General features: G+C 65.7%; 16 protein-coding genes. 10 read left to right on the top strand and 6 right to left on the bottom strand.

What is annotated here, in order from left to right:
• Positions 1–128: 128 nt before the first annotated feature.
• From QM615_RS19985 to QM615_RS19970, 4 genes are read left to right on the top strand one after another with little or no spacing between them, the layout of a single operon-like run.
• The gene (locus QM615_RS19985; protein WP_149407946.1) at positions 129–1,103 is read left to right on the top strand and encodes an ABC transporter substrate-binding protein; all 975 of its coding nucleotides are present in this window, start codon (positions 129–131) and stop codon (positions 1,101–1,103) included.
• Positions 1,103–2,254 carry an ABC transporter ATP-binding protein gene (locus QM615_RS19980; RefSeq protein ID WP_149407945.1) on the top strand — a complete coding sequence of 384 codons (1,152 nt, stop codon included), beginning with the start codon at positions 1,103–1,105 and terminating at the stop codon, positions 2,252–2,254. Before QM615_RS19985 ends, QM615_RS19980 begins: the two co-directional genes overlap by 1 nt.
• A complete protein-coding gene (locus tag QM615_RS19975) occupies positions 2,251–2,916 on the top strand; it encodes an ABC transporter permease (protein ID WP_068053154.1) in 666 nt (221 codons plus the stop codon). The genes QM615_RS19980 and QM615_RS19975 overlap by 4 nt, the downstream gene beginning before the upstream one ends.
• Positions 2,913–3,605, top strand: coding sequence for an ABC transporter permease (locus QM615_RS19970; RefSeq protein ID WP_149407944.1), 693 nt, complete (start codon positions 2,913–2,915; stop codon positions 3,603–3,605). The genes QM615_RS19975 and QM615_RS19970 overlap by 4 nt, the downstream gene beginning before the upstream one ends.
• Positions 3,606–3,684: 79 nt before the next feature.
• Here QM615_RS19970 and QM615_RS19965 read toward each other — a convergent pair whose 3' ends face one another.
• The 4 genes from QM615_RS19965 to QM615_RS19950 form a co-directional block, all read right to left on the bottom strand.
• Positions 3,685–4,890, bottom strand: coding sequence for an NAD(P)-dependent malic enzyme (locus QM615_RS19965; RefSeq protein ID WP_188078852.1), 1,206 nt, complete (start codon positions 4,888–4,890; stop codon positions 3,685–3,687).
• Positions 4,891–5,122: 232 nt separating this feature from the next.
• Positions 5,123–5,410 (bottom strand): hypothetical protein, encoded by a 288-nt coding sequence (locus QM615_RS19960; protein ID WP_149407943.1) that lies wholly within the window; start codon positions 5,408–5,410, stop codon positions 5,123–5,125.
• A complete protein-coding gene (locus QM615_RS19955) occupies positions 5,407–6,021 on the bottom strand; it encodes a MarC family protein (protein WP_149407942.1) in 615 nt (204 codons plus the stop codon). Before QM615_RS19955 ends, QM615_RS19960 begins: the two co-directional genes overlap by 4 nt.
• A complete protein-coding gene (locus QM615_RS19950; protein ID WP_149407941.1) occupies positions 6,018–6,854 on the bottom strand; it encodes a PHP domain-containing protein in 837 nt (278 codons plus the stop codon). Before QM615_RS19950 ends, QM615_RS19955 begins: the two co-directional genes overlap by 4 nt.
• Positions 6,855–6,911: 57 nt before the next feature.
• On the opposite strand from QM615_RS19950, the gene QM615_RS19945 reads away from it, so the two are divergent.
• Complete coding sequence (locus QM615_RS19945) at positions 6,912–8,000, top strand: magnesium and cobalt transport protein CorA (protein WP_188078851.1); 1,089 nt, start codon at positions 6,912–6,914, stop codon at positions 7,998–8,000.
• A gap of 138 nt (positions 8,001–8,138) precedes the next feature.
• Entirely contained in the window at positions 8,139–9,095 is a 957-nt protein-coding gene (locus QM615_RS19940) for a lipase (protein ID WP_149407939.1), read from the top strand.
• 7 nt (positions 9,096–9,102) lie between these two features.
• Here the strand turns inward: QM615_RS19940 and QM615_RS19935 are convergent, their stop codons facing one another.
• Positions 9,103–9,696: a suppressor of fused domain protein gene (locus tag QM615_RS19935; protein WP_094641303.1), complete on the bottom strand. Its 594-nt coding sequence runs from the start codon at positions 9,694–9,696 to the stop codon at positions 9,103–9,105.
• Positions 9,697–9,766: 70 nt separating this feature from the next.
• On the opposite strand from QM615_RS19935, the gene QM615_RS19930 reads away from it, so the two are divergent.
• The 4 genes from QM615_RS19930 to QM615_RS19915 all read left to right on the top strand — a co-directional run bounded on the left by QM615_RS19930 (position 9,767) and on the right by QM615_RS19915 (position 13,359).
• A complete protein-coding gene (locus QM615_RS19930; protein WP_149407938.1) occupies positions 9,767–10,483 on the top strand; it encodes a metallophosphoesterase family protein in 717 nt (238 codons plus the stop codon).
• Positions 10,473–11,336 (top strand): chromosome partitioning protein ParB, encoded by an 864-nt coding sequence (locus QM615_RS19925; protein WP_094641301.1) that lies wholly within the window; start codon positions 10,473–10,475, stop codon positions 11,334–11,336. The genes QM615_RS19930 and QM615_RS19925 overlap by 11 nt, the downstream gene beginning before the upstream one ends.
• 124 nt (positions 11,337–11,460) lie before the next feature.
• The gene (locus tag QM615_RS19920; protein ID WP_149407937.1) at positions 11,461–12,915 is read left to right on the top strand and encodes an MFS transporter; all 1,455 of its coding nucleotides are present in this window, start codon (positions 11,461–11,463) and stop codon (positions 12,913–12,915) included.
• 159 nt (positions 12,916–13,074) lie between these two features.
• Positions 13,075–13,359 (top strand): hypothetical protein, encoded by a 285-nt coding sequence (locus tag QM615_RS19915; protein ID WP_149407936.1) that lies wholly within the window; start codon positions 13,075–13,077, stop codon positions 13,357–13,359.
• Between the two features lie 64 nt (positions 13,360–13,423).
• On the opposite strand, the gene QM615_RS19910 is transcribed toward QM615_RS19915, so the two are convergent.
• Complete coding sequence (locus QM615_RS19910; RefSeq protein ID WP_094641297.1) at positions 13,424–14,593, bottom strand: ABC transporter ATP-binding protein; 1,170 nt, start codon at positions 14,591–14,593, stop codon at positions 13,424–13,426.
• Between the last annotated feature and the right edge of the window lie 3 nt (positions 14,594–14,596).

Here is a 14,596-nt window from a genome sequence, read left to right as displayed (position 1 = left end):
CCTTATGGGCACGCTGAATTCGACTACCATCCCGAGCAGCCCGAGTCCTGGTTTCGACGATGCCCCCGCAGCCCGGTGGCGGCGATCGGAGATGGGTAGGACTGTGCCCGAACCGATGGAAGGACACCATGACCACCTCCCGAATCACGCGCGCGTTCTCCGCTCCGAGGGCAGTGGCCGCCGTAGCCGCACTCGCCCTCTCGGTCACCGCTCTGACCGCCTGCGGCGGAAATTCGGATCCACTGTCCAGCGGTGGCGGCGAGAGCAACAGCGACACCAACTCGATCATCATCGGCTCGGCCAACTTCCCCGAGTCCGAGACCGTGGCGAACATCTACGCCGAGGCTCTGCGCGCCAACGGTTTCGAGGTGAGCACCAAGCTCAACATCGGCAGCCGTGAGGCCTACATTCCGGCAGTGCGAGACGGGTCGATCGACCTGATCCCCGACTACACCGGCAACCTGCTGCAGTACTTGGACGAATCCGCGACCGCCACGTCCTCCGAGGACGTCCTGGCCGCACTGCCCGCGGCTCTGGGCGACGACCTCACCGTGACAGCGCAGGCACCGGGCGAGGACAAGGACGCCGTCGTCGTCACGCGCCAGACCGCCACCGAGCGCAACCTCACCACCATCGGCGACCTCGCCCCGTTCTCGTCCGAGGTGACCTTCGCCGGTACCCCGGAATTCCAGGAACGCGTCGGCGGCCTGCCCGGTCTGCGAGACAAGTACGGTCTGGACATCTCTCCCGGCAACTACATCCCGATCTCCGACGGCGGCGGCCCGGCGACGGTCGAGGCCCTCGTCTCCGGACAGGTCGTCGCAGCGGACATCTTCACCACCGCGCCCTCGATCGCACAGAACGATCTCGTCGTTCTCGAGGATCCGGAGAACAACTTCGCTGCCCAGAACATCATTCCGGTGCTGCGTACGGCCAAGCAGTCCGACAAGCTCACTCAGGTGCTCGACGCCGTGTCGGCGCAGATCACCACCGAGGAGCTCATTGCGCTGAACACGCGAGTGTCCGGTGACGAGAAGGTCGAGCCCGCGGCAGCAGCAGCGGATTGGGTCCAGGACAAGGGTCTGGATCAGCCGGTCAGCTGATGATCACCTTCGAGAGCATCAACAAGACGTATCCGGACGGCACCACGGCCGTCGACTCGCTGGACCTGGTGATCGAGCCACACTCGTTCACCGTGTTCGTGGGGCCGTCCGGCTGCGGCAAGACCACCTCGATGCGGATGATCAATCGCATGATCACGCCCACCTCGGGCGTCATCACAGTCGACGGGCGCAACATCGCCGACATCGACGCGGTGAAGCTGCGCCGCGGCATCGGCTACGTCATCCAGAGTGCCGGGTTGCTGCCGCACCGCACCGTCGTCGACAACGTCGCCACGGTGCCGGTACTCAACGGCGAATCGCGTCGCGCAGCACGCACAGCCGCGCTCGACGTTCTCGAGCGCGTCGGCCTGGACCCGGCATTCGCCTCGCGCTACCCGGCGCAACTGTCCGGCGGGCAGCAACAGCGGGTGGGCGTCGCCCGGGCGCTTGCCGCAGACCCGCCGATCCTGCTGATGGACGAGCCCTTCAGCGCGGTCGACCCGGTGGTTCGGGAAGAACTGCAGATCGAGATGCTGCGACTGCAGGCCGATCTGAAGAAGACAATCGTGTTCGTCACCCACGACATCGACGAGGCCGTACGGCTCGGTGATCGCATCGCCGTGTTCGGACCCCAGGGCCGATTGCAGCAGTACGACAAGCCGGAGACCGTACTCGCCTCACCGGCAACGTCTTTCGTGGCGTCGTTCGTCGGTCGCGATCGTGGCTACCGCGGCCTGTCGTTTCGGTCGGCACAGTCGGTGACCATGCACCCCATCCGTACGGCGACGCAGGACGAGATCCACGGTCTGAGGCTGGACCAGGGGCAGTGGGTCCTCGTCGTCGATGGGCAGCGCCGTCCACTCGGATGGATCGACGCGACCGGAGTCGAGAAGGTGCGCGAAGGCCGGAGCATCGACGAGAGCACGGCGGCGGGCGGCTCCCTGTTCCTCGAGGGCGGCGATCTGCGTCAGGCACTCGACTCGGCGATCTCCTCGCCGTCGGGAATCGGTGTCGCGGTCGATGCATCCGGGGCGGCCGTGGGTAGCGTCGACGGGGCGGAGATACTCGAAAACCTTGCCGCACAACGCAAGTCGGAGGACTCCGAACGCAACCGGCACCACTTCCTCGCTACCGGGGACAACGAACAGTGACCTGGCTGCTGGACAATTTCGATGTGGTTCTCGGCTACACGAAGACGCACCTGTATCTCTCGCTCGTCCCGCTGCTCATCGGACTGTTGATCGCCATCCCGTTGGGTACCGTCATTCGCAACACCCGTTGGGTTCGCCGAATCACGCTGACGGTGGCCAGTATTGCGTTCACGCTTCCGTCGCTGGCCTTGTTCGTCACCATCCCCGCGATCGTCGGTCTTCCCGTTCTCGATCCGTTGAACGTGGTGATCGCGCTGGCGGTGTACTCGACCGCGCTGCTCGTGCGCGCAGTACCCGAGGCACTCGATTCGGTGCCGTTCGCCGTGGTCGATTCCGCCGAGGCGATGGGCTACTCGACACTGCGGAGAGCAGTGACCGTCGAACTGCCACTGGCACTTCCGGTACTCATCGCCAACATCAGGGTCGTCGCGGTCACGAACATCTCGTTGGTCTCGGTGGGCTCGGTGATCGGCATCGGCGGCCTCGGCCAGCTGTTCACCCAGGGCTACCAGCGTGACTATCCCGATCAAATTTTCGCGGGCATCATCTCGATCGTGTTCCTGGCGTTGATCTTCGACGCGGCCCTGTACCTGCTGGGGCGTCGACTCACCCCATGGACGCGGCTGAGCACAGGCTCGTCGAAGAAGAAGGCACGCGCATGAATCTCTTCTCCGAGGCGTTCTCGTACATTCTCGACGGCGGAAATTGGGCCGGTCCCACGGGAATCGGCGCACGGCTGATCGAACACATGTGGTATAGCCTGTTGGCAGTGTTGCTCTCGGCTGCCGTCGCGGTTCCGGTCGGTCTGCTCATCGGTCACCTGCGCCGCGGTGAGGCCGTCATCGTCGGGCTCGTCAATGCGCTGCGGTCGCTGCCGACCCTCGGCATTCTCGTCTTTCTGGTTCTGGTGATCGGATTGGGCTTGATCCCGCCGATCATCGCGTTGGTGCTACTGGGCATTCCTCCCCTGTTGGCCGGCACGTACTCCGGCATCGCCAACGTCGACGCCAACGTCGTCGACGCCGCCCGCGCGATGGGGATGACCGAAACCCAAGTGCTGTTTCGCGTCGAGATCCCCAACGCTCTGCCCCTGATCCTCGGCGGGTTGCGCAACACCACACTGCAGATCATCGCTACCGCGACCATCGCGGCCTACGTCAACCTCGGCGGGCTCGGCCGCTACATCTTCGACGGGCTCGCGCTCTACGACTACGGCCGCGTTCTGGTCGGCGCGATTCTGGTGGCGCTGCTGACCCTGATCGTCGACGGTCTGCTCGCCCTCGCGGTGTGGACGTCCGTCCCGGGAACCGGTCGCCTACGGCGGATGCCGACCGGACTCGCGAAGGTCTGACTCGACCCACTACGAAAGACACCGGCGAACCGCAGGCCCGGGTGGGGGCCGGGTTCGCCGGTGTTTTCTTTCCGTTTTCCTACGCGACGCCCTCGGCTCGCGCTGCTGCCGCAACTGCGTCCGCAACGGCCGGGGCGACACGAGGATCGAGTGGGCTGGGCACGATTTTGTCCGCAGCCAACTCGTCGCCGAGAACCGAGAGGATTGCCTCGGCAGCGGCGAGCTTCATGCCTTCGGTGATGCGGCGGGCACCTGCGTCGAGCGCGCCCTTGAACACACCGGGGAAGGCGAGAACATTGTTGATCTGGTTCGGGAAGTCGCTGCGTCCGGTTGCCACGATGGCGGCGTACTTCCTCGCCACCTCCGGATGGATCTCCGGATCCGGGTTGGACAGCGCGAACACGATGGAGTCCGGGGCCATCGAGGCGATGTAGCTCTCGTCGACCTTGCCCGCGGACAGACCGAGGAACACGTCTGCGCCGGCCAGGGCGTCGGCCGCTCCGCCGGCCAGTGCACGGGGGTTGGTGCGCGCGGCGAGGTCGGCCTTGACGCTGGTGAGATCCTGGCGATCGGAAGAGACGATCCCCCGCGAGTCCAGCACCACCACGTCCCGGATGCCGGCCAGGAGGAGCATGTTGGCGCACGCCACACCTGCTGCCCCGGCTCCGGAGATGACGACCTTCAGTTCGGAGGTGCTCCGGCCCTGCACCTTCGCAGCCCCGTTGAGCGCGGCGAGGACGACGATGGCGGTGCCGTGTTGGTCGTCGTGCATCACCGGGCATTCGAGCGCCTCGATGACGCGGCGTTCGATCTCGAAGCAGCGCGGTGCCGAGATGTCTTCGAGGTTGACGGCACCGAAGCTGTGCCGCATCCGCACGATGGTCTCGACGATCTCGTCGACGTCGTTGGTGTCGAGCACGATCGGGATGGAGTCGAGGCCCGCGAACTTCTTGAACAGTGCGGCCTTGCCTTCCATCACCGGCAACGACGCGCGGGGACCGATATCGCCCAGGCCGAGCACTGCGGAACCGTCGGAGATGACGGCGACGAGGCGATCGGTCCAGGTGTATCGCTTGGCCAGCGCGGGTTCGGCGGCGATGGCGCGGCTGACCTGGGCCACTCCTGGGGTGTAGGCGATCGAGAGATCGCGCTGGGTCTCGAGCGGCGCTGCCAACTCGACCGACAGCTTCCCGCCGAGGTGCCCGGCGAAGATCTCCTCGTCGGTGATTCCGGCGGGAAGGGCCGGCGTTGTGGGTGTTGCTGCGGTGTCTTCGACTGCCGTCACTGTGAAAGCTCCTCGCACTGTCGACCTCGACCGGCGAGGCGACGAAATGTCAACGAAGTGAGTAGTGGAAATGAGGGCCGTCGGAGTGCGCCAGTGCTGGCTGCAAACTGCCGAGAGCGTGTCTCGCATGTGAGGCGGGTGCGCCTGCACGATCAGCGATGGGCTGTAGCCCTGTCGGTGCCCCAGTGTGCCACATCGCCACCCCACCTGACCACAGAGTCAGAACGGGCGCTCACTGCCACCACTGTGTCCACAGGACGAGGCCGGTGGCGACGAAGACCACGATCGCCCCGAGAACGGCCGAGAATCCGCGACGGTGATCGGTGACGCGCTGCGCGAACACGGCAACGATCGCGGCGACGATGTGTGCGGCGACCGAGAGACCACCAGGACCGGGGAATCCGCGGGAGTGCCCCAGATACTGCGTGACGGCGACGCCGATGGCGAGCACCACCAGTCCTGCGGTGACGACGCCGCTGAGCCCGCGCAGGAATCGGAGCCCGAACGATCCCCCGGTCATCCGCCGGCCACGAATCCGCGAACAGAATCCGCGATCAGCTGCACCGCGATGGCGGCGAGCAACAGGCCGGCGATGCGGGCCAACAGCGAGATGCCGCCTTCTCCGAGGAGCCGGATCAGCGCCGTCGAGAATCGCAGCACCAGGAAGAACAGCACGTGAATGGTGATGATGCCCAACGCAATTGCCAGGAACGAACCGACGTCACCGTCGGCCTGGCTGACGTAGACGATTACCGCGGCAATGGCACCGGGGCCGGCCATGAGCGGAGTCCCGAGCGGCACGAGCGCGACGTTGACGTCCTCCGCGGCGGTGTCTCCGCCCGCGCCCTTTCCGGTGAGCAGTGACAACGCGATGAGCAGCAGCAACAACCCACCTGCGCCCTGTAGCGCCGGAATGCCGATGTGCAGGTAGCTCAGGATCGCCTGGCCGCCGATCGCGAACACCGAGATGACGGTCAGTGAGACGGCGGGAGCCTGCCACGCGGCCTTGTTGCGTTCTTCTTTGCTCTTGCGGCCCACCAGCGACAGGAACACCGGGATCGCGCCCGGTGGGTCCATGATGACGAACAGGGTGATGAGCACCGTCAGATAGAGCGTCACGTCGAATGTCATGCGCGTGCCGCCGCTACGAGACGGTCGTATTGCTCTGGGGCCGTGGTGTATTCGCCTAATTTCACCGTCTTGTTGGTGCCGTGGTAGTCCGAGGATCCGGTGACGATCAGGTCCAGTTCGGCAGCGAGATCGACCATCACCGCGGTGTCCTGCGGCGAGTGGTCCATGTGATGCACTTCCACTCCCCCGAGACCGCGCGCTGCGAGTTCGCGAATGTGATCGAGGTCGAGGATGCGACCGCGGGCACGAGCTCTGGCGTGCGCGAGCACACTGACACCGCCTGCTGCGGCGATCATGTCCACCGCGACTTCGAGGGGGGTGTCGACCTTCTCGACGTAGTACTTGCCGCTCGTCGCCAACGGACCGGCGAACGCGGCGTCCATGTTCGGAACGTAGCCGGCGTCGATCAGCGCGCGACCCAGGTGCGGTCGTCCGGCTGCCGCTCCGGCCGAGGCCAGCACCGCGTCGGGATCGATGGGCAGACCGTCCGCCGCCATCTTCTCGGCGATGGCACGCAATCGAGTGACCCGCTCGCCGCGCAACCGTGCGCGCTCTCCCGCGAACGCCTCGTTCGCGGGGTCGAACAGATACGCCAGCAGATGCACAGGAACCGGCTCGCCGTCCTCGCCTCGCCCGGTGCAGGAGAGTTCCATGCCGCGCACGAGCGTGAGGCCGGACGGCAGTGCGGCGGCCGCTTCGTCCCACCCCGAGGTGGTGTCGTGATCGGTCAGAGCCACCACCGACAGTCCCGCCTCGGCTGCGGCGCGGACCAGCTCGGCCGGGCTGTCGGTCCCGTCGGACGCCGTCGAGTGGGTGTGGAGATCGATGAGCACCTGCACAGTGTTCCAGGCCCACTCTCTCGTCGTTTTGCTGGCGTACGATTGCCCGCCATGCCGTCCCTTCCACCACGCCCGTCGCTGCCGTCACTGCATCGACGTTCGGCCAAGGCCGGTCCCGAGCCGATACCGCGCATTCCGGTGCCCACGGCCCGAGCGATCGTCGACTGCGCGGTCTACGTCGACGGGGCTCGACTGCCCGGGAGATTCACGCACACCTCGGCCATCGCGGAGGTCCGCGCCCGCGGTGAGGGATTCGTGTGGGTCGGTCTGCATGCACCCGACGAACACCAGATGAGCGCGATCGCCCAGTGTCACGGCCTGCACGAGCTGATGGTCGAGGACACCGTGCACGCCCATCAGAGGCCCAAGCTCGAGCGCTACGACGACGTCGCATTTCTGGTGCTGCGCACGGTGAAGTACGTCGAGCACGAGTCGGTGACGACCGCCAACGAGATCGTCGAGAGCGGCGAGATCATGGTGATGGTCGGCCGCGACTTCGTCATCACCGTCCGGCACGGGGAACATTCGGGGTTGGCCGGCGTGCGTCAGCGCCTCGAAGCGAACCCGGAACAGCTCGCGCTCGGTCCGTCGGCGGTACTGCACGCGGTGGCCGACCACGTCGTCGACGAGTACCTCGCGGTGACCGACTCGATCGAGCGAGACGTCGACGGCATGGAAGAGGAAGTCTTCTCGCCGCACCACCATGTGCCCATCGAGAACATCTACCTCCTCAAGCGGGAGGTCGTCGAGCTGCGCCGGTCGGTGACACCGCTGTCCACGCCGTTGGCGCGTCTGGTGCAGGAGCCGAGCGTCCCCAAGGCGGTGCGACGCTACCTGCGCGACGTGCAGGACCATCACACGACCGTCGCCGAACGTATCTCCGAGTACGACGAGGTGCTCAGCTCATTGGTCGACGCCGCGCTGGCGCGAGTGACGATGCAGCAGAACCTGGACATGCGCAAGATCTCGTCGTGGGTGGCGATCGCCGCTGTGCCGACGATGGTCGCGGGCATCTACGGGATGAATTTCGACAACATGCCCGAGTTGCACTGGACGTACGGCTATCACCTGATGGTCGCGGTCGTGTTGTGCGTGTGTATCGGACTGTGGCGGACGTTCCACAAGAACGACTGGCTCTAGGAGCTGGATTCGGTTGGGCGATGTCCAACCGAATCGAGCGGTCGTTGGTGATTGCCCCGACCCCTTCCGGGTCACGATCCCGCCGGTCCTGACCGGATGAGACTGCAGAAGCCCTGCATCCTCGTCCGGAAGGGATCGATGAGAATCCGCTCACTGGTACTGGCCGTCGCGATCATGACCGTCTGCGTGCCGGGTACAGCTCATGCCGGGTCGAACCCCGATCTCGGTCCCGTGCTCACCGTCGCTCCGGCCGCCCTCGACCACGCCCTCACGTGCACCCCCGATCTGCACGACGCCACCCGCGATCCGGTCCTGCTCACCCCGGCCTTCGCCACCGATCAGCAATCGTTCGGTTGGAACTATCTGCAGTCACTGCCCGCCGCTGGGATACCGGTGTGCAGCCTCTCGCTTCCCGACGAGGGCTACGGAGACCTTCAGGTCGCCGCCCAGTACGTGGTGCATGCGGTCCGCACCATGGCAGCCGACAGCGGTCGCCAGGTCGTCCTGATGGGTCACCAGCACGGTCCACTGGACGAGCTCTGGGCATTGACGTTCTGGCCGGATCTGCCTGCGCTGGTATCGGATTTCATCTCGCTCGCCACCCCGTACAACGGCACCGACTCGGCGCGCTCGGGATGCGACGACTCGCAGGAGTGCCCGCCGGCGAACTGGCAGATCGCCACCGGGTCGAAGTTCCTCACCGCGCTGGCGGCGCGTCCGTTGCCCGCGGGGCCCAGTTACACCTCGATCTACACGACATTCGACCAATTGATCTATCCGCAACCGCACGCCAGCACCCTCGCCGGGGCCGCCAACATCGCCGTCCAGGACATCTGCCCGCTCCGGCCCGTCGAACACTTCAACATCATCGGCGACAACGTCGCCTTCTATCTCGTCCTCGACGCGCTCGAACACGACGGACCTGCTGTGCGCGAACGCATCTCGGACGACCTCTGTTTCACCACCACGATGCCGAACCTGCGTTACGACGCAGATGCCGCGATCACCGGACTGAAGTACCTGGCCGAGGTGCCTCTGCACCTCATCTTCGATTCCGTCACTGCCGAACCGGAATTGGCGTCCTACGCGCGGTGACTTCTCGTCAGAGACTGGCCGCAGATCGATTCGGATCGCGCACGTCGATCCCAGCCTCGGTCCAGGCCTCCCGCAGGGCCGCTGCACCGCGTAGACGCACCCACGCGGCCTCGGTACCGGTCAACGGCACGGCGGCCAGAAAGCGAACCGGGTCGTAGGGCTCGGGCAGCGTCAGATCGGCGATATCGCTCTCGCCCAGCAGCACCGCGGTGAACGGCGCGTTGGTCCACAGCGGCTCGCCCAGGTCGAGCAGCGCGTCCTCGACGAGCACGACGCCCTCCACCGCGGGAGAGGCAGCGAGCACGGCCAGGGACTTGTGCACGCCCGACGCCACGCCTGCCCCACCGCGCAGAGTCAGCACCAGTTCGGCTCGGGGGCCGCGCGAGGGATCGGCGACGAGTTCGTTGGGGTCGGCCATGGGGTGACGAGAACAGCCGAGACTGACGTACCGGACCACGTCGGAGTCCGCGCCGAATCTCAGCACGTCCAGTGACTCGAGGCCGAGGAACGTCACCGACGCCGACGACGGATTCTCGTCGCCGATCTCGGTCACCAGATGTGCGCGTACCGCTTCGATGACACTGTCGCTCACCTGACCCATCCAACACCACCGATGCCCGAGAAGTCCGTTCGGAGGTACCACCGCACCGGAGGTGGGTACCGTCGTACCCGTGGTCTCCGTTCTCGCAGTTGCCGACGAAACGATCGAATCCCTGTGGAGTCCGCAGGTGAAGTCGCTCGGAGTCGACCTGATTCTCGGCGCGGGCGACCTCCCGTTCGATTACCTCGAGTACCTCACCGACGCGCTGAACGCACCGTGTGTGTTCGTGCCGGGCAATCACGACGCGGACCTCACCGGATACTCGGCCGGGCGCGCCGGGTGGATGCGCGCCGGGCTGCCCGCCACCTGGCCGGGACCGGTCGGTGCCGTCAACGTCGATCGTCGCATCGTGTCGGCGGCAGGCCTGCGGATCGCCGGGCTCGGCGGGTCCATCCGCTACAACGGTGGGCCCAATCAGTGGACCCAACGGCAGCAGCGACGTCGATCACGAACCCTGACCCGGACGTTCGCGTGGCATCGCAACGTGCGCAAGGACCTTCGGCCCGTCGACATTCTGCTCACCCACAGTCCTCCGCTCGGCGTCGGCGACGACACCGACCCGGCGCACATCGGTTTCGACTGTCTGGACGAGGTGACGCGTCGACTCTCCCCACAGTTGTTGTTGCACGGCCACATTCATCCGCACGGTCACACCCCGGACGATCTGACCCTGCACGGCGCGGCGGTGATCAACACCGTCGGATACACCCTCCTCGAGATCGAACCGGGCGGCGAAAGACCGGATTTCGAGACACCCAAGATCGTGAGGCGCAGACATGGCACGTGACACCGGATTTCCGGCCGCCGATGCGGAGAACGACTTCACCCGCCAACGCCGCCGCGCCGACGTCGCACGTCTGGTCGGGTGGCTGCGTCGTCAACCCGACGACGTCAACACCATCCTGCCGTTCGACGAGGTGGTCGCCGCCCTCGGCAAGGTGGGCGAGCGTCACCTCGGCCTGCAGGTCATCCGCGTCGAGACCATCGTCGGCAGTGTCGATCGCACGCGCGATTTCGATCGGTTCTTTCGGCCGACGTCGGCGCGCATCCGCGAACGCTGGCAGCGACTCGCGGCTGCTCAGCGCCGCGGCGAGGCGATGCCGCCCATCCAGGTGTACCGCATCGGTGGCATGCACTTCGTCGTCGACGGACACCATCGAGTCTCCATCGCCTTCGCGATGCACCGGACGTCGATCGACGCCGTGGTCACCGAGATCATCACGCGCATCTCCCCCGAGGGCATCACCCGACGTGGCGATCTGCTGATCAAGGATCACCGGCGCATCTTCCTCAGTCGTGTCCCGTTGGTGGGCAAGGCACGCGAGGCCGTTCAGGTGACCGATCCGTTCGATTACGCCCAGCTGAGCGAATCGGTGGAGGCATGGGGCTTCCGGTTGATGCAGGAGGTCGGTGAATTCGTCGACCGCGGTACCGTCGCGCGGCGCTGGTTCGGTGAGGAATACCTCCCGGTGGTGCGCATGGTGCGCGCAGCAGAGATCCTCGAGGACCGCACCGACGCCGAGGCGTACCTCTGGATGAGCCGGGAGCGTTACCGCCTGGTGCGCGAACACGTGTGGAACGACGAGATCGTCAGCGAACTGCGACAGAAGGCGCTGGGCAAGCCCACTCGCCCGCAGTGACACGGTGCCGTCGTCGGGGCCCGCTTCCCTCGTTCGGCGATATCTGATAATCACTTAGATGCATTCAACAATTTATTTGCGTCGGTTCTAGTGCATTTTCGACAGGTAACGAGGTAGTTCTTCCATGTCCACCCGCCGCATACTGCTGCCCGGACTCTGTTTCATCGTCATGACTCTCGCCGTTCTGCAGACGATGGTCGTCCCCATCGTCGGAACCATCGGCACCCAACTCGGCGTCAGCACCACGGCCGCCGGTTGGGTACTGACGGGCAACCTCCTCGCAGCGGTCATTGCCACCCCCGTCATCGGCCGACTCGCCGACCTGCACGGCAAGCGGCCGGTGCTCATCGGTGTACTCACCGTCGTCCTCGCCGGGTCCTTGCTCGCGGCCCTCACGCACTCGCTGCTCTGGTTGATCGTCGGTCGCGTCCTGCAGGGAGTGTCCTATGCCCTGTTCCCCATTGCGCTGGCCGTACTGCGCGACGAGATGCCCCCACGAAAGCTCGTCGGCTCGATGGCCGTCCTGTCCGGGACACTGGGCGTCGGCGGCGGCTTCGGACTGGTACTGACCGGGCTGCTCACCGCCAACGGAGCCGACTACCACCGCGTGTTCTGGCTCACTGTCATGTTCGTCGTGCTGGCCCTAGCGATCGCCTGGTTCGGCGTGCCCGCGCGACCGAAGACCAGCGGTGGCACCGTCGACTGGTGGGGTGCGGCAGGACTCGCCGTGACCCTCCTGCTCCTGTTCCTCGCGCTGACGCAAGGCCGCACGTGGGGCTGGGGTTCGGTGGCCACCATCGGCTGCGCCCTTGCCGGTGTACTGACGGGAACGCTCTGGTGGCTGCTCGAGAAGCGCACCGCCGAACCGTTGGTCGCGCCCCGAATGCTCACCCACGGTCCGCTGCTCGCCACCAACGTCGCCACCGTGTTCGTCGGTATCGGGATGTTCGTCAACTTCCTCGCCTGCTCGTACTTCGTGCAGACACCACGAGCTGTGGCGGGCTACGGCTTCACCGCCAACGTTCTCGAGGCGAGCGTCGTCTACCTGCTACCCGGTGCAGCGGTCGGCGTGGTCGCCGCCGTCCTCAGCGGTCGTCTCATCCGGTCCTTCGGGCCGCGTCGAGTTCTGATCGCAGGTGCGGTGATCGGGCTGGTCGGCTTCGTATTCGTCGCGCTGGCTCACGATCACACCTGGCAACTGATCACCGCCGGTGTGGTCATCAACGTGTTCGTCAGTCTCGCGTTCGCTGCCCTGCCCAACCTGCTCATGGCCGAGGTCGATGCAGCGGACACCGGAGTGGCCAACAGCGTCAACTCGATCGTCAGAACCGTCGGCACGTCGATCGCAAGCGCAACACTGTCCACCGCACTGGCCATGTTCACCATCGACGGGACCGGGGTCGCCCGTGAAATCGTCTACACCGCGGCCTTCGCCGCCGGTGCGGTGGCCTGTCTCGTCGTCGGACTGGCGGCCCTGGCCATCAAGAGCACTCCGACCACCGGCGAATCGGTGGTCGGCGGCAACAGCGAACCGGCCGTTCCGGCTGGCAGTACTGCCAGGTCTGCGCCGACGACCTGACCACTGCCCGTGCCGCGACCAGGGAAGACAAACGAAATCACGCGCGACGCTCCTTGGCAGAAAGCTCGTAATATGCTGGGAGGTAGCAGTTTTCCCTGTCGCGGGCCCACCGTGTCGACCTAACGTCGGAGAAGTACGAACACCGACGAAAGGGAACACATGAACACCCGAAAGATCCTCACCCGCGCAGCAGTGACCGGGGCTCTGGTGGCCATTCCTCTGGTGGCGATGGCAGGCACCGCGTCGGCCGATCCACTGTGGACGGATCGGGGCGACAATCACACCCGATACGACGACAACCGAAACGACGGGCCGAACCAGTTCGAGCTCCCCGAGCTGTTCCCCCAGGCACCGGCACCGCAGCTGCAGAATCCGGCACCGAACGTGGTGCCATACAACTTCTTCCAGGGCTACCAGCTGCCGAGCACCGGCTCTGCGTTCTGAGTGCTGCGCAGTGGTGCGGTTATGTGCCCCAGCGGGTACTCAACCGCACCACTGCCGTAGGCACTTACAGCGTCAGGTTCGCACCCGAGGCCTGGTCGAACACCGAGATCTTCGCCGGGTCGAACCACAGTTCCACCTGACCACCCTCGGCGGCCTTGGACTCGGCGGCGAGGCGGGCAACCACCTGTGCGCCACCGAGATCGGCGATACCAGCGTCGGCTGCGAGCTCCTGCAGCTCGCTGGATTCGACCCGGGCACCCTTGAGCGTGAAGTAGACGTACTTGTCGCTACCCATCGACTCGAGCACGTCGACGGTGGCGGTGAAGGTGGCACCGCTCATCTTCTGGTAGCCGTCGATCAGGGCTGCGTCCTCGAAGTGCTCGGGGCGGATGCCGACGACCACCTCGCGACCCGGGTTCTTGGCCTTGATCGCGTCCATCCGCTCGAGCGGGATGTCGATCTCACCGAGCGCGGTCGAGACACCGTTCGCGGTGAGCTGTCCGGGAACGAAGTTCATCGAGGGCGATCCGATGAAGCCGCCCACGAACAGGTTTCGCGGCTTGTCGTAGAGCTCCTGTGGAGAACCGATCTGCTGCACCAATCCGCCGCGCAGCACCACGACGCGATCGCCGAGGGTCATGGCCTCGGTCTGGTCGTGCGTGACGTACACGGTGGTGGTGCCGAGCCGCTTCTGCAGACGTGAGATCTCGGCGCGAGTCTGCACGCGCAGCTTCGCGTCGAGGTTGGACAGCGGCTCGTCCATCAGGAACGCACTGGGGGTACGAACGATGGCGCGGCCCATGGCAACTCGCTGACGCTGACCGCCGGAGAGGTTCGCCGGCTTGCGGTCGAGGTGCTGACTGAGGTCGAGGATCTTGGCTGCCTCTTCGACCTTGCTGTTGATCTCCGACTTCGAGAGCTTCGCGAGCGTGAGAGGGAAGGCGATGTTCTGCCGCACCGTCATGTGCGGATACAGCGCGTACGACTGGAACACCATCGCGATGTCGCGATCCTTCGGTGCCTTCTCGTTGACGCGCTCCCCCGCGATGCGCAGCTCGCCGGACGAGATGTCCTCCAGACCGGCGATCATGTTGAGCGTCGTGGATTTTCCGCAACCGGACGGGCCGACGAGGATGATGAATTCGCCGTCGGCGATGGTGATGTCGACGTCGCTGACGGCAGCCGCGCCGTCGGGGTAGAGCTTGGTGACTTTGTCGAGAACGATTTCGGCCATGAC

The sequence above is a fragment of the Rhodococcus sp. IEGM 1341 genome, from assembly GCF_030056895.1.
Classification (GTDB): Bacteria; Actinomycetota; Actinomycetes; order Mycobacteriales; family Mycobacteriaceae; genus Rhodococcoides.
This window is presented reverse-complemented; position numbering and strand designations above follow the sequence as displayed.